Source organism: Streptomyces chlorus (assembly GCF_042655885.1).
In the GTDB taxonomy this organism is placed as follows: Bacteria; Actinomycetota; Actinomycetes; order Streptomycetales; family Streptomycetaceae; genus Streptomyces; species Streptomyces chlorus.
The window spans coordinates 149,892-169,715 of record NZ_JBHSOA010000136.1 but is presented as its reverse complement, the minus strand read 5'-3'; the positions used below and the strand labels follow the sequence as shown (position 1 = coordinate 169,715).

Annotated in this window: 16 protein-coding genes and 2 pseudogenes; 9 read left to right on the top strand and 9 right to left on the bottom strand. The window is 70.4% G+C overall.

The window, feature by feature from the left end; genetic code table 11:
- Window positions 1–99 precede the first annotated feature (99 nt).
- Window positions 100–1,083: a hypothetical protein gene (locus tag ACFPZI_RS35260; protein WP_381371231.1), complete on the top strand. Its 984-nt coding sequence runs from the start codon at window positions 100–102 to the stop codon at window positions 1,081–1,083.
- Window positions 1,084–1,277: 194 nt separating this feature from the next.
- On the opposite strand, the gene ACFPZI_RS35255 is transcribed toward ACFPZI_RS35260, so the two are convergent.
- The 4 genes from ACFPZI_RS35255 to ACFPZI_RS35240 form a co-directional block, all read right to left on the bottom strand.
- Window positions 1,278–1,463 (bottom strand): DUF397 domain-containing protein, encoded by a 186-nt coding sequence (locus ACFPZI_RS35255; protein WP_381371230.1) that lies wholly within the window; start codon window positions 1,461–1,463, stop codon window positions 1,278–1,280.
- Between the two features lie 216 nt (window positions 1,464–1,679).
- A complete protein-coding gene (locus tag ACFPZI_RS35250) occupies window positions 1,680–2,288 on the bottom strand; it encodes an MvdC/MvdD family ATP grasp protein (protein WP_381371229.1) in 609 nt (202 codons plus the stop codon).
- Between the two features lie 34 nt (window positions 2,289–2,322).
- Window positions 2,323–2,940: a hypothetical protein gene (locus ACFPZI_RS35245; RefSeq protein WP_381371228.1), complete on the bottom strand. Its 618-nt coding sequence runs from the start codon at window positions 2,938–2,940 to the stop codon at window positions 2,323–2,325.
- A gap of 268 nt (window positions 2,941–3,208) precedes the next feature.
- Window positions 3,209–4,168: a serine/threonine-protein kinase gene (locus tag ACFPZI_RS35240; RefSeq protein WP_381371227.1), complete on the bottom strand. Its 960-nt coding sequence runs from the start codon at window positions 4,166–4,168 to the stop codon at window positions 3,209–3,211.
- Between the two features lie 616 nt (window positions 4,169–4,784).
- Here ACFPZI_RS35240 and ACFPZI_RS35235 point away from each other — a divergent pair.
- Together ACFPZI_RS35235 and ACFPZI_RS35230 are read left to right on the top strand one after the other, a co-directional pair.
- Entirely contained in the window at window positions 4,785–5,300 is a 516-nt protein-coding gene (locus tag ACFPZI_RS35235) for a hypothetical protein (protein WP_381371226.1), read from the top strand.
- A 327-nt stretch (window positions 5,301–5,627) separates the two neighbouring features.
- Entirely contained in the window at window positions 5,628–6,779 is a 1,152-nt protein-coding gene (locus tag ACFPZI_RS35230; protein WP_381371225.1) for an McrC family protein, read from the top strand.
- 42 nt (window positions 6,780–6,821) lie between these two features.
- On the opposite strand, the gene ACFPZI_RS35225 is transcribed toward ACFPZI_RS35230, so the two are convergent.
- On the bottom strand, window positions 6,822–7,406 hold the full coding sequence (locus tag ACFPZI_RS35225; protein WP_381371224.1) for a DUF4352 domain-containing protein: 585 nt from the start codon (window positions 7,404–7,406) through the stop codon (window positions 6,822–6,824).
- Between the two features lie 215 nt (window positions 7,407–7,621).
- Between ACFPZI_RS35225 and ACFPZI_RS35220 the strand changes: the two are divergent.
- Both ACFPZI_RS35220 and ACFPZI_RS35215 read left to right on the top strand, forming a co-directional pair.
- Window positions 7,622–8,179: pseudogene (locus tag ACFPZI_RS35220) on the top strand (DNA helicase UvrD); the annotation flags it as partial.
- 24 nt (window positions 8,180–8,203) lie between these two features.
- Window positions 8,204–8,332 carry a hypothetical protein gene (locus tag ACFPZI_RS35215; protein WP_381371223.1) on the top strand — a complete coding sequence of 43 codons (129 nt, stop codon included), beginning with the start codon at window positions 8,204–8,206 and terminating at the stop codon, window positions 8,330–8,332.
- A 27-nt stretch (window positions 8,333–8,359) separates the two neighbouring features.
- Here the strand turns inward: ACFPZI_RS35215 and ACFPZI_RS35210 are convergent.
- Window positions 8,360–10,016: pseudogene (locus ACFPZI_RS35210) on the bottom strand (N-6 DNA methylase).
- Window positions 10,017–10,318: 302 nt separating this feature from the next.
- On the opposite strand from ACFPZI_RS35210, the gene ACFPZI_RS35205 reads away from it, so the two are divergent.
- Complete coding sequence (locus ACFPZI_RS35205; protein WP_381371222.1) at window positions 10,319–11,530, top strand: globin domain-containing protein; 1,212 nt, start codon at window positions 10,319–10,321, stop codon at window positions 11,528–11,530.
- Window positions 11,531–11,696: 166 nt separating this feature from the next.
- Here the strand turns inward: ACFPZI_RS35205 and ACFPZI_RS35200 are convergent, their stop codons facing one another.
- From ACFPZI_RS35200 to ACFPZI_RS35190, 3 genes are all read right to left on the bottom strand, one after another.
- Window positions 11,697–12,347 (bottom strand): YceI family protein, encoded by a 651-nt coding sequence (locus ACFPZI_RS35200; protein WP_381371221.1) that lies wholly within the window; start codon window positions 12,345–12,347, stop codon window positions 11,697–11,699.
- A 637-nt stretch (window positions 12,348–12,984) separates the two neighbouring features.
- Window positions 12,985–13,884, bottom strand: a complete 900-nt coding sequence (gene rbsK / locus ACFPZI_RS35195) for a ribokinase (RefSeq protein ID WP_381371220.1) — start codon at window positions 13,882–13,884, stop codon at window positions 12,985–12,987.
- Window positions 13,881–14,909 carry a LacI family DNA-binding transcriptional regulator gene (locus ACFPZI_RS35190; RefSeq protein WP_381371219.1) on the bottom strand — a complete coding sequence of 343 codons (1,029 nt, stop codon included), beginning with the start codon at window positions 14,907–14,909 and terminating at the stop codon, window positions 13,881–13,883. Before ACFPZI_RS35190 ends, rbsK begins: the two co-directional genes overlap by 4 nt.
- Before the next feature lie 433 nt (window positions 14,910–15,342).
- Between ACFPZI_RS35190 and uriH the strand changes: the two genes are divergently transcribed.
- From uriH to ACFPZI_RS35175, 3 genes are all read left to right on the top strand, one after another.
- Window positions 15,343–16,290 (top strand): uridine-preferring nucleoside hydrolase UriH, encoded by a 948-nt coding sequence (gene uriH / locus ACFPZI_RS35185; protein ID WP_381371218.1) that lies wholly within the window; start codon window positions 15,343–15,345, stop codon window positions 16,288–16,290.
- Window positions 16,287–17,726 carry a uridine transporter UriT gene (gene uriT / locus ACFPZI_RS35180; protein WP_381371217.1) on the top strand — a complete coding sequence of 480 codons (1,440 nt, stop codon included), beginning with the start codon at window positions 16,287–16,289 and terminating at the stop codon, window positions 17,724–17,726. The genes uriH and uriT overlap by 4 nt, the downstream gene beginning before the upstream one ends.
- A gap of 660 nt (window positions 17,727–18,386) precedes the next feature.
- Window positions 18,387–19,799, top strand: a complete 1,413-nt coding sequence (locus ACFPZI_RS35175; RefSeq protein ID WP_381371216.1) for an MFS transporter — start codon at window positions 18,387–18,389, stop codon at window positions 19,797–19,799.
- Window positions 19,800–19,824 lie beyond the last annotated feature (25 nt).

The following is a 19,824-nucleotide window of genomic DNA, read 5'->3' as shown; positions in this document are numbered from 1 at the left end:
CACCCCCATGACCGGCCACACCAGCCCCGTGACCTGCAACTTCAGGATGAAACGATCTCACTGAGCTTCGGGCTCGGCCTTCTCGTAATGCTCACAGCCATGGTGGCGGTGTGGGTCCTGCCCGCGTGGCGCTGGTACGCCCGGCTCGGGGCCACGGTCGGCGCGTTCTTCCTACTGCTGATCAGCGCAGGCATGAGCGGGCAGCTCGACGACAGCGGGACCGCCAAGTCCGAGGCCAGGGCGCAGGACGCGAAGCCCGCGGACGTCGCGAACGCCGGAGGCACGCCGCCCCCAGCTGCGCCCAAGACTCCTGAGTTCGCCGACTACACGGGCAAGCCACTGGACGAGGCCGAGAAGGGGGCACGTTCGGCGGGATTCACCCCCGTTCGTCATGACGCCGCCGAGGAGGACCGCGTGATCATCATGCGGTCCGGATGGACGGTGTGCTTCCAGAAGGCCGACACGGCGGCGAAGACCATCGATTTCGCCGCAGTCAAGGCCGGCGAGCCCTGCCCCGAGAAGGACGGCGGCCCACTCCCGTGGCCGGTGATGCCGGACCTCGTCGGCGGCACCTACAACACAGCCATCGAGGAGTTGGACCAGGTCGGCATCGACCTCGACCGCGTCACGCTCGACGACGTCTACCTCGACATCGACGCTCCCACGGCCGAGGAGGCCGCCGAGGAAGGTGACGAGTGGCGGGTGTGCTTCCAACACCCGGACGAGGACACCGAAGTGACCTCCAGCACCACGGTCCACCTCGACCTGGGCCAGTGGTCCGACGCCGGCCAGGTCCAGGACTGCCCGGCCGCGAAGGACACCACCTACAAGATCCCTGCCAACGACCCCGCCCGCCAGGACAGGGACAACGGCAGCAGCGGTGGTAGCGGCAGCACCGGCGGCGACACGTCCGACAACGACGACTCTTCTTCGTCGTCCGGCGGCTCAACCGGCGGAAGCGGTGTGGGTGTCGTCCACCCCGGCTCGTACTGCTCCCCGCCCGGCGCGACCGGCGTCACCAAGAAGGGGACCCCGATGGTCTGCGGCCCCGGCTCGGACGGCCGCGACCGCTGGCACTCCTGACCCGCACGCCCACGAGTGGTGCCCGGACGGCCTGAACACCGTCACACCGTGCGGAAGGGCGAAGCCCGGCCGGGCTTCGCCCTCACCACCCACCGAGCCACGACGGCAAGCGGCGCACAATCACGCACGCGTAGTCGGCACGCACACACCCGTGGGGCCGGGTCGCCAGGCGCCGCCCCAGGGCCGGCCGCCCGTCAGTCCCGGGCCGCGAAGCCCACGAAGTGCGCCCAGCCCTCCCGCCCTACGGCGAACGGTCGCCGCGACACGTCCTTGGAGTCCCGCACATGGACGGCCCGCTCGGCGATGGCAACCTCCACGCAGCTGTCACCCTGAGTGCCGCTGTAGCTGGACTTGTACCAGGCGAGTTCCGTCGCGTTCATGTCTCTCCTCGCAGTCGCTCCAACAGACCCCGTGGTACGCGCGGGGCGCTGCGGAGACTGGGGGTTCCTGATGCAGAGCGCCGGAACGGAAGACGGCGTCGCCCAGGAACAGCTCTCGGGGCACGGCTTCGACGGCCGCGCGCCATGCCGGATCGGTGAGCAGGCCCTGTGTGGCGAGTTCGCCGGCGAGGCTCTGGCGGAGGATCGTGGTGCTGTTCATCGGCGGTCCCGGTCGGGGTGCTGGAGTTGGTCGGCGAGGGCTGCGGTGATCCGGTCGGTGAGGGGCTCGGGGAACCATGCGAACTGTCCGTTCGGATTGCACTCGTACCAGTGCCACCGTCCGGCGGCATCGAGCCCGAAGTCGAAGGCGCCGTAGACCAGGCCGAACACGGCGAGGTAGTCGTGCGCGGCCTTCGCCACGTCGGACGGCGTGGCGATGAGGCTGCAGTGGAGGTCGTCGTAGTGCCGACGCCAGTCCAGTCCCGGAGACCCGTCGATCCGCACGGCGAACAGCCGGTTCCCCACTGCGGTGAGCCGGATGTCCGCGACCTTGTCCACGCGGCTCTGGAACAGGTGCATCGTGTGGCCGACCCCGGCGTCGAGATCGGCCGCGGCGACTTCCTCGATCCACACCGTGAGGCCGTGGCCGTCCCGGCCGGTGTAGTCGCTGTTGTACAGCGGCTTGTAGACGGCCGGTCCGTGGTCGCGGACGAACCGCCGTGCCTGCTCCGCGTCGTTGGTGAGGAGCGTCGGCGGTACGTGCAGCCCGCACCGCGCCGCGGCCGAGAGCTGGGCCGGCTTTACTCGGCGGCCCGGTTGCGCCACGGGTGGTTGACGTAGTGCGCTCCCGGCAGGGCGCTCAGGATTCCGCCGAGGCCGTGGCGTGCCTGCTGTACAGCAGCCACCACACGCGGTGGCTGTTCTTGCGGGAGCCGTCGTAGTCGGGGAGCACATCGGTGCCGATGTTCCAGTGCATGGCCTTCTTGCCGCCGATGTCGGTCAGCGGCCGGTCCTTCACGGAGATCACCGACTCGTCGGTGGAACTGAAGTCGTCCTCGCTATCAGTGGACCACATGGCACCGGACTCGAGCTGTCCCTCACGGATCTGATCGAGGGTCAGGGACGGGGAATACAGGATGCGTACGCCGGTGTCGGGGTCGTCCCTCAGAGAGAAGTCGACACTGGTCGCGACGGTCGGGCCCGAAGGCCAGCCGCTTTCGGGGTCCGTGTCTTCGTCGCTCGACTGGAACATCAGCTTCGAGTCGGCAGGAACGGTGATACGCAGGCCGCCGAAGACGGCCACCTGAACCGGTTCCTGCTCCTCTTCGGCAGCGGTATCGTCCGCGCTCGGCGACTCGTCCACGGCGGGAGTCGCCGTGGCCGCGTCCGGACTCGGCGCCGTCTGTTCCGGCTCGGCCGTCTTGTCGGTGACGGTGTGCCGGTCGGCGGCTCCGGTCTCGGTGTCACCAGCGGTCACGTCGGCCATTACGCCCCCGGCGGCGAGACCCACGACCGCGGCGGCAGCCAGCAGGCAGAGGACCCGCCGTCGTGTACGGCGCCTGGCGGGTGATGCCCCGGCAGGAAACGGTCCCGACGCTGGGGGCGGTGCGGAAAGCGGTGGGTAGGGGGGAGTCGGGGGAACCGACGGTGCGGTCTGCGCGGTTACCGGTGGTGTCGGTTCTCCGGACGGCTTCGGAGGGGCCGGACACGACGGTTCCGGGGACACGGGCGGAGGAGCGGAGGCGTCACTTGCAAGTTCTTCGCCGGCAGGCGCTTCCTCGGCAGGATGCCCGGCGGGCAGGGGGACGTTCCATCGCGCGCGCGGTCCAGGGGCACGGTGACACCAATATCGGCGTCGACGTCAATCCGTTCGGGAGCGCGGTCGAGGGGCCGCGTGTAGGCCACGGTCGGGAAGACGGCGGTGCCCGTCGGCCCGTACACGGCTGCCGTCCGCTCGGCAACCTCCGCCGCGCTCGGGCGCCGTCCGGGCTCCTTGTGCAGGGCCTCTCGCACGAGGGGGAGCAGGGCGTCGGGCACTCCCTTGAACGACGGCGCGGCACTGACGATACGGTGCGTGATGCCCGTGGGGCCCCGAAGGGGTGGGAGGCTGCCGCGGCGTAGGCGACGAGCACGCCCCAGGCGAAGATGTCGCAGGCCGGAAGGGTAGTGCCGTCGGTGAGCTGCTCCGGTGCCATCCACCCGGGGGTCCCGGTCGTCACCGAAGTCGCGGTGGCGTCCAGGTGGTGGGCGATGCCGAAGTGCACGACGCGCGGCCCGTCGGCCGCGAGGAGTACGTTCGTCGGCTTCAGGTCTCGGTGGGCGACGCCGGTGTCATGGATGCAGGCCAGAGCGTGGGCGACGGCCGCCGCGAAGGTCAGTAGGTTGTCCGGCCCCATGGCCCCGTCGTCCCGGACGTGCTGGTGCAGGGTGTTGCCGTGGACGTAGGCGGTCGCCAGCCAGGGCACGGGAGCTTCGGGGTCGGCGTCGACCAGCGGGACGAGGTAGGGGCCCGTGACCTTGCGGAGCATCGTGGTCTCGCGCCGGAAGCGGGCCCGGTGGGCGGGGTCGGTGGCGAAGTCCTGGTGCAGGACCTTGATGGCGAGAGGCCCGCCGTCGGGGTCGGTCGCGTAGTAGACCGTGCCCATGCCGCCGGTTCCGAGGTGCCGGGTCGGCCGGTAGGGGCCGATGCGGGCGGGCAGGTTCACCGGCACGGTGCACCTGCCGACGCTGCGGACGGCTGTCCGACGGACAGCGTCTGCTCACACAGACCGTGCTGATAAGTCATGTACCCCCCTGGTGTTCTGCGCCCCCATGGCCACTGATCGGCCCGGCGCGGTCGACTTCAGGGGCCGGCCGCGTCGACGACCGGGCTGCGACCGGCCCGTACGGACAGGTGGCAGTGGCTCGATGCGCCCCCTCATCGGCGGAGACACTTTAATACCGGACTACCGCGGGGCGATAAAAGGCCTGCTGTATCTCGTTGTGCACTATCCCGTCGAACGTCCGGCATTGCCGCTCACGCCCAGCGGCTCACACCGGCGATGGTACACATACGCGACAGCAAGCGATGTGACTATCCGTTGACATTACCAACATGCATGCGTCATGCTCCCGCCAGCAACAACACAACCACCCGGCAGCACCCTGCGCCTCAACCGCCGTGGCCCTACCGGACGTCACGGGAAACCCGGCGACACCTCGGCACCTCATAAGAGGGCGATCCCACGCAGGTCACGAGGAAGCACCCTCCACTGATCCCCGCTGTCCGAAACGTTCCGACAGCAACGCCTCTCCCATCACCGACCGTTCCTGGGAGGAATCGTGAATCCGCAGAACCAGCCGCAGCACCCGGCCGGCATACGGCCGCTGCACAAGCGCAAGAGACTGTGGGCCGTCGGCGCCGCTCTGTTCGCCCTGGGGGCGATCGGCGGCACCCAGTCCGCGCAGAGCGAGGTCGACGCCGCTCAGGCGCTGGCCGCCAAGCCCGTGCCGACCATCACAGCTACGGCCACGGCGACGGCGACGACCACGGCGACTGCCACCGTAACCGCCACTCCCAAGCCGAAGCCCACCCCCACGGTCACCAAGACCAAGAAGGTCACCACACCCGGCCCGACCGTCACCGTCACCGTCACCAAAACCGCCAGGGCCGCCGGATCCGGTACCAGCAGCGGCACTGGCACCGGCACCTGTTCCATCGTCTCCAACGCGGGCAACTGCTACCAGGCAGGACAGTTCTGCCGGAACAGTGACCACGGAGCCACGACGACGACCGCCGGCGGCACTCGGATCAAGTGCACCTACAGCGCGAACTCATGGCGCTGGACCTACTCCTGACGGACGACGGACGGAGGGCCACCGCACGGTCCTGAAGGCCGACGCCCTTGGGGACCTTGGTGCGCAGTCGGGACGGCGAAGGCCGACTCGAAGTCGGTCGCGCCCTCGTAACGGGACACGCAGACGAGAAACTTGGTGAACTGGTGCCAACGCTCACGGCAGCCGCGCCCCGGGCCCGGCGCAGTAGAGAAGCGCCGGTTCCCTCGGATGTCATGGGAGCCGTCCCGGCTCAGGTCGCCACCGGCTCCCAGCGGTAGGCATCGGCGGCCTCGCCGTACGGCCGCAGCAGCGGCTCCAGGTCCACGTCACCCGGCGGCAGTGCCAGCGATGTCCGACGAGGTGGGGCGGGCGCTCGCGGCCCTGCGCGTCGTGGACGCCGCGCCGGACCCGTACTCCCCGGGCCGCTGGTCGCTGCGGGCGGGCAGCAAGGTCGGAGCCGTCACGCTCACGGTGCCGGGTCACGACGATCCGCTCACGGTCCGCATCGTCCCCAAGGTGCCGATCGTCCGGCTCTTATTCCTCCTCGGATACAGCCTCGATCCCACCGGTGCCTGGCGGGACGGTGAGGTCGAGGTCGCCGAGCACCGGGACCTGTTGCCGGCGCTCGCGTATGCGGTGGAACGGCAGGTGGACCGGGCCCTGCGGCAAGGGCTGCTGCAGGGCTACCGGGTGACGGAGGAGACCTCGATGGTCGTGCGGGGCCGGATCCGGGAGGCCGAGCAGATACGGCGCCGGTTCGGGGCGACGCTGCCGGTGGAGGTGACGTACGACGAGTTCACGACGGACATCGCGGAGAACCGGATCCTGCGGGCGGCCGTCGAGCGGCTGTTGCGGCTGCCGGGAGTACCGCGCGAGGTGCGCCGGAGGCTGTTGCACCAGCGGGCGCGGCTGGCGGACGTCACGGTGCCGGTGCGCGGTCGGCCCCTGCCCGAGTGGCGTCCGAGCCGCCTCAACGCCCGGTACCACCACGCCCTGCACCTGGCGCGGGCCGTGTGGGAGGGTGCCTCACCGGAGCACGGGCCCGGCGGGCTGCGCATGGAGGGGTTCCTCTTCGACATGAACCGCCTCTTCGAGGAGTTCGTGACCGTCGCCCTGCGCGATGCCCTGCGCGGGTCGGGCCACACCTCCCATTTCCAGGACAGTCACCACCTCGACGAGGCCGCCGCCATCCGCATGCGGCCGGACTTCGTGCTGTACGGGCCGGACGGCACCCCGTGCGCGGTCGCGGACGCGAAGTACAAGGCGGAGAAGCGGAGCGGTTACCCGGACGCCGATCTGTACCAGATGCTGGCGTACTGCACCGCCCTCGGTTTGAGCGCGGGGCACCTGGTCTACGCGAAGGGCAACGCCTCGCACGCGGTCCACCGGGTGCGCCACGCGGGCATCCTGATCCACCAGCACGCCCTCGACCTGGACCAGGAGCCGGCGGGGCTGCTCGCCGACGTCACGGAGGTCGCGCGGCGCATGAGGAATGGCTGACGCGACCTCCTGGGGCGACTCCTGCTACTGCGGTAACCGCGGTTACCGCAGCTTCCACTCGCCGGTCTTGTCGGCGAACCCGGAGTCCATGGTGAACTGCACGGTGTCGACCTTCGCCGCCTCGGGAACCTCGAAGACGATCCAGCCGAGGCCCTTGGCGCCGGGCTTGAGCTTCAGACCGGAGGCCATGGACGGCCCGGCCGTGATGTCCCCGAAGGTGGCGTCGAACTGCTGGCCCTCGCTGTCCGCGACCTGGGCGCCGTTGGACGGGCTGTCGCTGTAGGCCGCCTTACCGGTGTTGACGAGTTGGAACTGAACGCCGACGAACCGCTTGCCGGAGGCGGGCTCCATGAACTCGTCGGCCGACTTGGCGGGGTCGGCGACCTTGACGACGGTGACGTCGAGCTTGCTGCCCTCCTCGAAGCCCTCCAGGGTGAGGGTGTCGCCGACCTTGGCGACCTCAGGAGCGTCGGACTTCTCCTTCGCGGTGTTCTTGCCGCTGTCCGCCTGGGCGGCGGCGTTGTCCTTCGGCTTGTCGACGACGGTGCTGCCGGTGTCACAGGCGGTGAGGGTGAGCGCGCCGACGGCGGCGGCTACGGCGGCGGCGATTCTGATACGGGCGTGCATGGTCCCCCCAAGGGCAGTGCCGGATGTTCACGTACGCACCCCGCCACCTCAGTCACGGCGAGGATGTATGGGTAAACAGTAGATGCAGTCCGTTGATAATGTCAACGGAACTGCAAGGATGTCCACGCGCCGAGGTGACAGTCGGACGGTGTGCATCCGATGCGTATGACCGGCCCCGGATGGTCCATTCAGGGTCAGGGGGACACGTGCCGTAGCTTGCGTTCGCCAACAGCTTCTGGGAGAGCTACGACGTTCTCGAGAAGCCCGTCAAGACCGGTGTGCGCAAGGCGATGTGGAAGTTCCAGCAGCTCACCGTGCCCGACTTGCAGGCGGACAAGGGTCTGCATCTGGAGTCCGTCGAGAAGGCGCGCGATCCGCGGATGCGAACCATCCGCATCAACGACTTCTGGCGCGGTGTGGTCCTCACCCCGGACGACGGCAGCGATGTCTTCCTGCTGGTGAACGTCGTCCGGCACGACGACGCCTACACCTGGGCCGCCAAGCGGCTGTACACGACGAACGCGGCGACCAGGGCGCTCGAAGTCCGCAACGTGGTGGCGATCGAGCAGTTGACGCCGCGACTGGAGAAGGCCGCCGCCGCTGCCGGCTCCCTGCTGTTCGCCCGGTACTCGGACACGGTGCTGCGTGAACTCGGCCTCGACGACCAGGTGCTCCGTGCGGTGCGGACCGTCATCGGCAAGCCCCAACTGGAGGCTTTCGGCACCCTGTTGCCCGAGGACCAGTTCGAGGTGCTGCAGTATCTCGCCGAGGGGTGACGGGAGGTGACACCGGCCTCCGTGGACACTGTGCAGCACGAGTCCGAACTGCTGCGGGAACGGTGCCTGCTGTTCGTGGCGTGCACGAGGTCCCGAGAGGCGCTCGCGGTGTCGTGGAGTGGGGCGGGCAGCCCGTTCCTGCCCCGGTGAGCCCGGGATGTCCGCCGCCGCGTCCCGTCACTCGCCGGGCTTCAGGGCGCCGTTGCCGAGTCCGTCCCGCGCCAGTGCGGCGATCTGCCTGCTGAGTTCGGCCACCCTTCGCGACCTCTCCTCGAACTCCCTGAGTGCGCCGAAGGCCGCTCCGTAGCGGCGCTGTGCCGCGATGTCCATCTGAGGGATGCGGGCGCCCTTGCCGTCGAACCGGAAGGTGCCGCTGGTGGTGGTGGAGCGGCGGCTGTTGCCGGCGCTGTGCAGGAAGCCCTGGAGGAAGTCCGTGTCGAGCTGGTCGCTGACCGAGACCGGTTCCGGGTCCTCGTACTCGACCAGTCCGGCTTTGATGAGGTCGGCGACGCTCACACTGGCCCCGTCGAGGGCGCCGGGTCCCTCGCCGGCGACCAGGGTGGGGAGCAGTTCGCTCAGGCGTTGCACCTGCTCGGCCAACTCGCGGTGCAGGGCGTCGTATTCGGTGACGAAGTCGCGGTGGGACTCGTCGACGTAGCGGCTCGGGGTGAGGTCCACCAGATCGTCCAGCAGGTCGATCTGAGCGATGTCGGTGACCTGCTCGGGGCGTGGTTCCAAGGGCCCGTCCGGGTCGTTGGCCGTGAGGTCGATCATGCGGATGGTGGCGGCGGCATCGCCCGGTGTCCGTGGCCGTCGCAGCTGCCACAGGTGTACGGGCAGGGAGTGCGCGGCAGCCGTGCCCGGGGCCAGAGCGGTGACCTGGGTCAGGATGCCACGACGGACGAGCTCGGCACGGATACGACGGCCGGCCTTGCGATAGGCGACCGACGCCGGCATCACCATGACGACCCGGCCGCCCGGCGCGGTGTGCGTAGGCGTGCTGCAGCCAGGCGAGCTCGCCCTCGGCTCGAGAGGGCGTGCCGAGTTCCCAGCGCGGGTCGAGGAGCAGTTCCTCCCGTCCCCAGTCGGTGTCGCTCACCGGCGGGTCGCAGACGACGAGGTCGGCCTTGAGGTCCGGCCACTGGTCGGCGCGCAGGGAGTCGCCCTGCCTGACCTCGATGGGAGCCGGCTTCGCGAGTTCGGCCCTGCAGCGCGCGAACCGTGCGCTGCGGGTGTCCACTTCCTGGCCGTACCGCCTGCTGCCGCGGTTCGTCCCGGTGGTCAGGAGGAGGGTGCCGATTCCGCATGCCGGGTCGAACAGCACCGCGTCGGCCGCAAGGTCACCGGCGCTGTGCCGGACGGCGCGAATGACGCGGGGCGAGGTCACCTGATCGGATCCGGCCCGTCGCACGGACTCCGTGAACCGCTCGGCCAGCCCGTTCACCACGTCGGCCGGGGAACTCTCCTCCGCCATGCGGCGGGCCAGGCTGACCGCCTGCCCAGGCAGTACGGACGGCTCCTCGCCGCCGGGGGCGGCGAGGGCCTGCGCGACGTCCGCGAGCCCGCCGAGGATGTCGTCGCCGTAGGCTCCGCGCAGTACCTGCCACAGCTGGACCTCGTCGGTGACGTCCTGCCCCTTGCGCTGCTTGTTCAGCCACGCCTGCACCTCGGCCAGGTCGAAGAGAGGGCTGTTGGCCGCGCCTGCGGCCGGGGCGGGGAAGTCGTCGTACCGCCGCCTCCAGTTGGACACGGCGGCTCGGGTGACACCCGCGATTCGGGCGATCTCGGAACCTGTCACCAACGGGTTCGTCGGAGTGGCCGGGGTCTGTGGCATACCCTCTACCGTACACAGCCCGGCTACCTGCATCAATGCAAGATGACCGTTGACGACGTTAACAAGACATACAGCCCCATAGGCGGCGGGGCGGCCGCACGATTCGGACGTTGCGCCGGCGCGCGGCGGGCGGAACGGGGGCCTGCGGGTGTTCCGCGATCACGCCTGTGCCCGACGCCCCGGCGAACCCTTCGCCGGGGCCCTCGTACGCCGAGATTGACCGTTGGCAGGCCGTGTCACGCGGGAGGTGACGGGTACCTGGAGCGGATCAGGAGTGCCCGCCGACCCCGGAGGGAAAACGCATGCTCTCCGACACGTCCCGTCCCGTCATCACCGCCACGCTCCCCGTGGTCGCCGACCACATCGGTGAGATCGCCCAGCGTTTCTACCGGCATATGTTCTCCGCGCATCCCGAACTCCTCGACGGCGTCTTCAACCGCGGCAACCAGGCGCACGGCCATCAGCAGCGGGCCCTGGCCGGCTCGGTGGCGGCGTTCGCGACGACTCTGGCGGAGACACCGGAGCGGGTGCCGGAACAACTGCTGAGCCGGATCGCCCACAAGCACGCCTCGCTCGGTATCCGACCCGACCAGTACCAGGTCGTCCACGACCACCTGATGTGGGCGATCGGCGACGTCCTGGGCGATGCGGTCACCGAGGAGGTGGCCGCGGCCTGGGACGAGGTGTACTGGCTGATGGCCAACGCCCTGATCAACCAGGAGCGCGGCCTCTACAGCGCCCGCGGGGTCCGGCCGGAGACGGTCTGGCGGGACTGGCGGGTGGAACGGAAGATCAAGGAGACCGACGAGGTGGTCACCTTCGTGGTCAAGCGGAACGACGACCGCCTGGTGAAGACCTCACTGCCGGGCCAGTACGTCACCGTCCGGATGCGGATGCCCGACGGGAAGCTCCAGCCGCGCCAGTACAGCCTGACCCGCGCCGACGACGGCGAGCACCGCCAGTTCTCGGTGAAGCGGGTGCGCGGCGAGGACGGCGACCCCGACGGCGAGATGTCGGCGCTGCTGCACGACTCCGTCGGGGTGGGCGACCTCCTGACGCTGTCGCTGCCGTACGGCGACGTGGTGCTCGACGACTCGGGACGGCCGGTGGTGTTCGCCAGCGCGGGCATCGGGATCTCCCCCATGGCGGGCATGCTGTCGCACCTGGTCGCGGCCGACTCCGGACTGTCGCTCACCGTTCTCCACGCCGACCTCGACGAGGCGTCCCTCCCGCTGCGGCGGCAAGTGGTCAACGACGTACTGGCGCTGCGGGACGCGCGGATGTACCTCTGGTACGAAAAGGACGCGCACAGCCTCGAACCGGTGGCCGGCGTCTTCGAGGGACAGATGGACCTGTCCGCCGTCGACGTCCCCGGCGACGCCCTCTACTACCTGTGCGGGCCTCTGCCCTTCATGCAGGCCGTACGGAGCCGGCTGATCGAGCACGGGGTCGCCCCGCGCGACATCCAGTACGAGGTCTTCGGCCCCGACCTGTGGCAGGCCGACCTGGACTGACCGCCGCGGCCACGACACCACGACCACGCCCCTCCCGCCGGTCTCATCGGCAACCTGGTGGAGGACCACGGGGACCGGTGACGGTCAGCCGAGGAGGCTGACCCACACCCGGCGCCCGGGGCGGTACCCCGGCGCCGGCCGGCGTACTGGGATCCGCCGGGCGCGGTCAGGGCACACGGATTGCCGAGATGTCGAACTCGAGCTCGATCTTCTCGCTGACCATCAGGCCACCGGTCTCCAGCATCGCGTTCCAGGTGAGGTCCCACTGGGTGCGGTTGACGATGGCCGTGCCGTCGAAGCCGATCCGCTCGACGCCGAAGGCGTCGACCACCAAGCCCGTGTAGAGAAGGTCAATGGTGATCGGATGCGTGCGGCCCTTGACGGTGAGGGCGCCCGTCGTCTGGAAGCGGTCCTCACCGACCTGCTCGATGTAGGTGCTGCTGAAGGTGATGGTCGGGTAGCGCTCGACGTCAAGGAAGTCGGCGCTGCAGAGGTGACGGTCGCGCTGCGCGACGCGGGTGTCGACGGTGGCCGCCCGAACGACCACCCCGGCTCCGGAGCGTTCCGGTCGTTCACCGTCCAGGAGAAGCCAGCCGTCGAAGTCGGCGAAGCTCCCCCGGACCCGGGTGACCATGGCGTGCCGGGCGGCGAACCCGATGGTGCTGTGCGACTGGTCGAACAGCCATTCCCCGGAGATCTCGGCCAGGGCGGGGTCGGCAACGAACGTCCGGGCGCCCGTGCCCGTCGGCGGGGCTGGGGACGGTGTCGGCTTGGTGTCGGCAGACCGTGCGTTGCGGAAGAGAGAGCGGAGGACCATCAGATCTCCCGGTGAGGGTGCATGACAGCCGCATATACGGCTTCAGGAAACCGCTATTCAACAGGTGCAGGGCACATCGAGACGCTCTTGTCCGGATTCTTTCTCAAGTTGGGATCTTCGGCGTGGGCCGGGACCGGCGGCGTGGCTGGGGGCCGCGACTTCGGCGGTCCGCCGTGAGCCGCGCTGAGGTCCCGGGCGCAGGCCCGATGGATCCCGCGCGGGCGGACCTCAGCCCGCGCCACGGCGACGATCTCCCCGGCGACGGCCCGGTCCGGGTGGGCGTCCCGCCCGGACCCGCACGATCCACCCGATGCGCCGCTGAGAACGCGCAGGGAGCGTTCCACCTCGTCGGCGAACACCATGGCCAGGGTGTGCCGGTGAGGTTGAGGCGGTCACCGTTCCGGACCCAGCTGACGCGGCGGCGATAATCGTGTGGCGCCGGTGGCGTGAAGCATCCGCTCGGTGATCGTGGTCCTGCCGGCGTCGACGTGGGCATCGGCCACCCCGTCGCGGAGCGCCGAAGGGCACGCCGATGGGGTGCCGGGCGAGGCGCCGGAAGCTCAGGCGCCGGCTCGCCGCCGCGCGCCCCGTCCCCTCAGCCATGGCAGGACCCGGCGCCTCCCGCCGGAACGGTGCTTCAGCGCTGCCCCGCGAGGAAGGCGTCGACCTCGTCGCGGCGGGCGAGCGAGGGCTGGGCGCCCGCTCGGGTGGTGCTGATCGCCGCGGCGGCGCAGGCCCAGCGGGCGGCCTGCTCGAGGGTGCGGCCCTCCGCGAGGGTGACGGCGAGCGCGCCGCAGAAGGAGTCACCGGCGGCGGTGGTGTCCACGGGCCGGACGGTGAAGGCCGGGATGTGCAGGTGTGAGGCGCCTTCGAGGAGGAGCACCCCGTCGCCGCCGAGCGTGACGATGACCGCGCCCGCCCCGGTCAGCTTGCGGGCCGCGGCGACGACGTCGTCGATCGTCTCCGGCACGGGCGTGCCGGTGAGGGCCGCCAGTTCCGTGCGGTTGGGGACGAGCACGTCGACGTGGGGCGGCGGGACGGCGCCGGCGACGGCGGGGGCCGGGTTGTACAGCACGATGCCGCCGGCCAGCCGGGCGGCGGCGTGGTTGGCCTCGTCCGGGACCTCCTGCTGGAGGACGGTCACGGCCGCCTTCCGCAGCAGGCCCGCGGCGGCCTCGCAGTCGGCGGCGTCCAGGCGTGCGTTGGCACCGGGGCTGACGATGATGGTGTTCTCGCCCGCCGGGTCGACGGCGATCAGGGCGCGGCCGGTCGCCACGTCCGGGGTGCGGGTGATGTGCGCGGTGTCCACGCCCTCCTCCCGGACGGCGTCGAGCATGACACCGGCCGCGTCGTCCTCGCCGACCCGGCCGACGAAGGCGACGTTCCCGCCGAGCCGGGCGGCGGCGACCGCCTGGTTGGCGCCCTTGCCACCGGGGTGCTGGGCGATGTCACCGCCGAGGACCGTCTCGCCCGGCACAGGATGCTGGGGAACCGGTACGACGAGATCCAGGTTGAGGCTTCCGACGACTGCGATCACTGGTCTTCCTCTGCGGTGCGGGTGGTGCCGGGGTCCGGGGCCGAGGCGGCGCGGGGTGCGCTGGAGGCCCGTACGACGAGTTCGGGGGCGAGACGGACCGACCTTCGCGGCCCGTCCTTCTGCTCGGCCAGCCGATGGCCGAGCAGGTGCGCGGCCTCTGCGGCCAGTTCGCGCACGGGTTGGCGGACGGTGGTCAGGGCCGGGTCGGCGAGGTCCGCCATGGGGATGTCGTCGAAGCCGGTGACGGCGATCTCGCCCGGGACGTCCACGCCGAGCTGCCGCAGCCGTTGCAGCGCGCCGACCGCGATGAGGTCGTTCGCGCAGACGACGGCGTCCGGCCGGGAGGGCAGGATCCGGTCCACCGCGGCCCGCCCCCACTCCAACGAGAAGTCGCCGAGTTCGACGCGGCCGGGGGCTTCCGGGTCCAGGGCACCGGCCCCCGCCTCGTACGCCGCGAGCCGCTCGACCGCCGCCGAGTCGGTTCCGGCCGCCCCTATGAAGCAGGGGCGGCGGCGGCCGGTGGCGGCCAGATGGTCCAGGACGAGCGTCATGCCGACGGTGTTGTCGGTCGCGACCGAGTCGGCGATGCCGGGGCCGCAGCCGCGGTCCAGCAGCACCAGCGGCACCTGGGCCACTGCGGCCGCCACCGCGGCCCGGCTGTGCCTCTCGTCGACGGGGATGACCAGCAGGGCGTCGACCTGCCGGTCCAGCAGGGCGGTGATCCGGGCCGCCTCGATCGTCGGGTCGTCGTCGCAGTCGGCGAGCAGCACGGCACGTCCCTCGGCGTGCAGGGCATGCTCCACCTCCCGCACGAGGGAGGGGAAGAAGGGGTTGGTGATCTGCGGCAGGACGAGGCCGATGGTGCCGGTGGAGCGGCTGCGCAGGGCGCGGGCGACCTGGTTGGGCCGGTAACCGAGGCTCTCGGCCGCCTCCCTCACCCTGCGGGCGATCTCGGGCCCGACCGGACGGGTCCCGGCCAGCACCCGGGACACCGTGGCGACGGAGCAGCCCGATGCGCGAGCCACCTCTTTCAGCGTGACCTCGGTCACTGTCCGACCCCCTTCACTCGGTTCGACTGCGCCTTCGCTCGATGCGGATTTCACTGGCGGGAAGCAGTCTCCCGGGATTGTTCGGGCAAACGTTATCACCTGGCAACCATCAAGCCCTGGCTCATCCACCTTGACTTGTGAGAGGTCCGTCATTGACAACGGTGGATTCATGAGGAATTTTTTTGGAGAACGATTTCCCAACCGTTTCCAGGGAGATGTGCAGCGGTGTTCACTCCGATCGTCGGCGACAACCCCTCGCCCCGTGCCGCTGCCGTGCCCCCGGTGACAGAGACCGCCACCACCGCCGGCGCCGGGCATCTGAGCCGGCGCGCCCTCCGGTAGCAGCCCTCTCAGGCGCTCCAGAGATCCACTCCACCACCGTTCCGCATTGAGCAAGGGGGCTCTCCCGATGGCCAAAAAAATCATCCTCGACTGCGACCCCGGACACGACGACGCCATCGCACTGCTGTTGGCGCACGGCAACCCCGACATCGACCTGGTCGCCGTCACGACCGTGGTCGGGAACCAGACGCTGGAGAAGGTGACCCGCAACGCCCTGTCCGTGGCGCGCATCGCCGGGATCACCGGCGTGCCCTTCGCCGCCGGCTGTCCGCGGCCCCTGGTACGGGCCATCGAGACGGCACCGGACATCCACGGTGAGACCGGTCTGGACGGACCGGTGCTGCCCGAGCCGACCCTCGAGCTGGACCGCCGGCACGCCGTCGACCTCATCATCGACACGGTGATGTCGCACGAGCCCGGCGAGATCACCCTCGTCCCGACGGCCGGCCTGACGAACATCGCCCTCGCCGCGCGCAAGGAGCCCCGCATCGTCGAGCGGGTCCGCGAGGTCGTCCTGATGGGCGGCGGCTACCACGAGGGCAACTGGAGCGCGGTCGCCGAGTTCAACATCATCATCGACCCCGAGGCCGCCCACATCGTCTTCAACGAGAGCTGGCCGGTCACGATGGTCGGTCTCGACCTGACGCACCAGGCCCTGGCGACGCCCGAGGTCGCCGAGAAGATCGCCGCGGTGGGCACCAAGCCCGCCAAGTTCGTCGGCGAACTGCTGGACTTCTTCGGCGCCACCTACAAGGAGGCGCAGGGCTTCGAGCACCCGCCCGTGCACGACCCGTGCGCGGTCGCGTACGTGATCGACCCCTCCGTCATGACGGTGCGCAAGGCTCCCGTGGACGTCGAACTCAGCGGCGGCCTGACCCTGGGCATGACCGTGACGGACTTCCGTGCCCCGGCCCCGGCCGACTGCCACACCCAGGTCGCGGTCGAGCTGGACCGCGAGCGGTTCTGGGACCTCGTGGTGGACGCCCTCGAGCGGATCGGGGACGTCGAGGCATGAGCGCGCCCACCACCACGAACCGGCCCGGCGAGGCGCCGGGCCGCCGCGCGACCCGGGTGGGCGTGCTCATGGCCGCGCTCCTCGCTGCCTGTTTCGCCTTCCAGCTCAACGCGAGCATGCTCAGCCCCGCGCTGAAGAACATCGAGGAGAGCTTCGGCGCCAGTTCGGCCGAGATCGGCCTCACCCAGACCGCGTTCTTCACCTCGGCGGCCCTGTTCTCGCTCTTCCTGCCCCGGCTGGGTGACGTCATCGGCCGGCGCAAGGTGCTGGCCGGCATGCTGGCGCTCATGGCCGTCGGCTGCGTCGTCGCCGCACTGGCGCCGAGCGTGCCCGTACTGTTCATCGGCCGCATCATCCAGGGTGTGTCCGGCCCGGTCGTCCCCCTGTGCCTGATCATGCTGCGGCAGGAGGTGACCGAACCGAAGAGGTACGGCACCCTGCTGGGCGTGATCACCGCCGTCAACGGTGGCATCGCCGGTATCGACGCCCTCGCCGGCGGCTACCTCGCCGACAACTACGGCTTCCGGTCGGTCTTCTGGACGATGGCCGTCGTCTCGGTCCTCGCCACCGTGCTGGTCGCCACCCTGACCCCCGAGACCAAGGCACCCGCCGCGACCCGGATGGACTGGCCCGGCGTCGCACTCCTCGTCGTGTCGATCGGTTCGCTGCTCATCGCGCTGAACGAGGCCGGCAAGCTCGCCGACGCCAACTGGCTCCTCGTCGCCGCCCTCGTCGTGGTGGCCGCGGCCACCTTCGGCCTGTTCTGGCGGACCGAGAACCGCAGCGGGCACCCCCTGGTCGCCACCCGGCACCTGAGGCAGCGCTCGACCTGGGCGACCCTGCTCACCACCCTGCTCACCATGACGGGCGTGTTCGCCGTCATGAACGGACTGATCCCCGCACTCGCCCAGGACGGGAACGCCGGACTCGGCATGTCCGCCGAGCAGTCCGCGTGGTGGACCCTCACCCCGTACGCCCTGGCCGGCCTGGCCATGGGACCCCTCGCTGGCCGGCTCGCCGCCACGCACGGGTACGGCCGCATCCTGCGGCTGGGGCTGGTCGGGGCCGTGGTCGCCGTGGTCCTCATGATCCTGACGGTCGACTCCCAGTCCCGCGCCATGCTGCTGCTGGCCTCGATCCTGGTAGGCATCGCCTACGCGGGCGTGGCGAACATCGTGCTCAACGGGCTCGGCATCGTCCTGTCCCCCAAGGAGAACCCGGGATTCCTGCCCGGCCTCAACGCGGGGGCGTTCAACCTCGGCGCCGGTCTCAGCTTCGCGTTGCTGTACGCGGTCAAGACGGCGGCCCTGCCGGACGACCCCACGTCGCCCGCCGACTACACCGCCGGCATGATCGCCGGAGTGGTCATCCTGGCCGCCGCCTTCGCGACGTCCTTCATGATCCCGAAGCCGGTGGAGGCCGAGACCCGCGACTGATCCGGTCCTTCCGGCACCGCCGCGATCCGGCGGTGCCGGGGCCGAACGGCACTCCGGTGCGGCGGCATGACGACGGCCTGCGGCACAGGCCCGGGATTCCTCCCGGCCCGTGACGCAGGCCGTTCGCCGCAGGCCGCAGGCCGTTCGCCGCTCGCCGCTCGCCGCAGGCCGTTCGCCGCTCGCCGCTCGCCGCAGGCCGTTCGCCGCTCGCCGTTCGCCATTCACCCTCCGACCGTTCCGGGGCCGCCCCGGCGCGCTCCCGTCCACCGCGGCGCGCTCACCCGGGTCCGGAAGCACCAGCGGGGTCAGTCGTCCTCATCTGCGCGGCAGACGAGGACGGTCACAGAAAACCGGGCGCGCCGGAGTACGGCGGAGTCGCCCACCAGCACGGAGTCACTCTCAACCACCCTCCAGGCCGTCGGCGTGGAGTCAGGGGCCGGCTCCCGTCGCTCGCACGCCCGCGCGCGCTCAGCGCGCCGCGCCCGGCACCTCGGGTTCGTCCCACATCTTGGTACGCGCCGACTGCCAAGTGAGATACTTGAGAACCTCAAGATGCCTGTACGGTACACACGCCCCCCCGAGGGAGACGCCTGCTGCCGTGCGGGCCGTCGGCGCATACCGTCGGCGCCTGTTCTCCGCCCTCGTGCGAAAGACCGAGAAATGCCCGCACCAGCCACCAGCACAGCCCAGGCACCCGTCAACTCGCGGTCCCGTGTCCTCGTCGCGAGCCTCATCGGCACGACGATCGAGTTCTACGACTTCTACATCTACGCGACCGCCGCGGTCCTGGTCTTCCCCGCGCTCTTCTTCCCGAACAGCGACCCGACCACGGCGCTGCTGTCGTCGTTCGCGGTGTTCGGCGCCGCCATGGTCGCCCGACCGATCGGCGCCGTCGTCTTCGGACACCTCGGCGACCGGCTCGGCCGCAAGGGCACACTGGTGGCCTCCCTTCTCACCATGGGCATCGCCACCTTCCTCATCGGTGTACTGCCCACCTATGAGCAGGCCGGCTGGACGGCCACCGCGCTGCTGGTGCTGATGCGGCTCGCGCAGGGCTTCGCGCTGGGCGGCGAGTGGAGCGGCGCCGCCCTGGTCGCCACGGAGAACGCCCCGAAGAACAAGCGCGCCCTCTACGGCACGTTCCCGCAGCTGGGCGCCCCGCTCGGCTTCATCATCGGCAACGGCCTCTTCCTGATCATCGGCGCGCTGCTGCCGTCCAGCGCGGGCGCCGATCCCTCGCAGCCCTCCGAGGCCTTCCTGAACTGGGGCTGGCGCATTCCGTTCCTGTTCTCCGCCGTAATGGTCGCGATCGGCCTGTGGGTGCGGATGCGCCTCGTCGAGGCGCCGGTCTTCTCCAAGACCCGTGAGGCCGGTCTGGTGCGGAAGCTGCCGATGGTCACCGTCTTCCGCAGTCACTGGAAGGAGCTGATCCTCGGCACCTTCTTCATGCTGGCGACGTACGTGCTCTTCTACCTGATGACCACGTTCTCACTCAGCTACGGCCGTACCTCCGAGGACGCCGCCGTGCCCGGTCTGGGCTACAGCTACACCACCTTCGTCCTGATGATGATCTTCGGGGTGTTGTTCTTCGCCGCGTTCACCCTGGTCTCCGGCCCGCTCGCCGACAAGTACGGCCGCCGCTCCACGCTGATCTGGGTCACTGTCGCGATCATGGTCTTCGGGCTGGTGTGGGTGCCGCTGATCGGTATGGGCACGCTCGGCGTGGTGCTGTGGCTGGTGCTCGGCTTCACGCTGATGGGCATGACCTTCGGTCCGATGGGCGCGCTCCTGCCGGAGCTCTTCCCGACGAGCGTGCGCTACACCGGCTCCGGCATCTCGTACAACGTCAGCTCGATCCTCGGCGCGGCCGTCGCCCCCTTCATCGCCGTGGCGCTGTGGGAGGCCGCCGACGGCTCGCCGTGGCTGGTCGGCGTCTACCTCTCCGCGATGGCGCTGCTGACCCTGGTCTCGCTGCTCATCGGCAAGGAGACCAAGGACATCGCCCTCGACGAGGGCGAGTCCCCCGCCGGCCACGATCGGGACGAGACCCCCGCCGCCTCGGTGGCCCCTTGAGGCGTCCGGCACGCACCGCGGCCCC

Bases quoted from the DNA above. Each gene is read 5' to 3' on its own strand.
- ACFPZI_RS35225 (WP_381371224.1), bottom strand. From the start codon at position 7,406: ATGCACGCCCGTATCAGAATCGCCGCCGCCGTAGCCGCCGCCGTCGGC.
- ACFPZI_RS35175 (WP_381371216.1), top strand. From the start codon at position 18,387: ATGCCCGCACCAGCCACCAGCACAGCCCAGGCACCCGTCAACTCGCGG.
- ACFPZI_RS35200 (WP_381371221.1), bottom strand. From the start codon at position 12,347: ATGGTCCTCCGCTCTCTCTTCCGCAACGCACGGTCTGCCGACACCAAG.
- uriT (WP_381371217.1), top strand. From the start codon at position 16,287: ATGAGCGCGCCCACCACCACGAACCGGCCCGGCGAGGCGCCGGGCCGC.
- ACFPZI_RS35205 (WP_381371222.1), top strand. From the start codon at position 10,319: ATGCTCTCCGACACGTCCCGTCCCGTCATCACCGCCACGCTCCCCGTG.
- ACFPZI_RS35260 (WP_381371231.1), top strand. From the start codon at position 100: ATGGTGGCGGTGTGGGTCCTGCCCGCGTGGCGCTGGTACGCCCGGCTC.
- uriH (WP_381371218.1), top strand. From the start codon at position 15,343: ATGGCCAAAAAAATCATCCTCGACTGCGACCCCGGACACGACGACGCC.
- ACFPZI_RS35230 (WP_381371225.1), top strand. From the start codon at position 5,628: ATGTCCGACGAGGTGGGGCGGGCGCTCGCGGCCCTGCGCGTCGTGGAC.
- ACFPZI_RS35255 (WP_381371230.1), bottom strand. From the start codon at position 1,463: ATGAACGCGACGGAACTCGCCTGGTACAAGTCCAGCTACAGCGGCACT.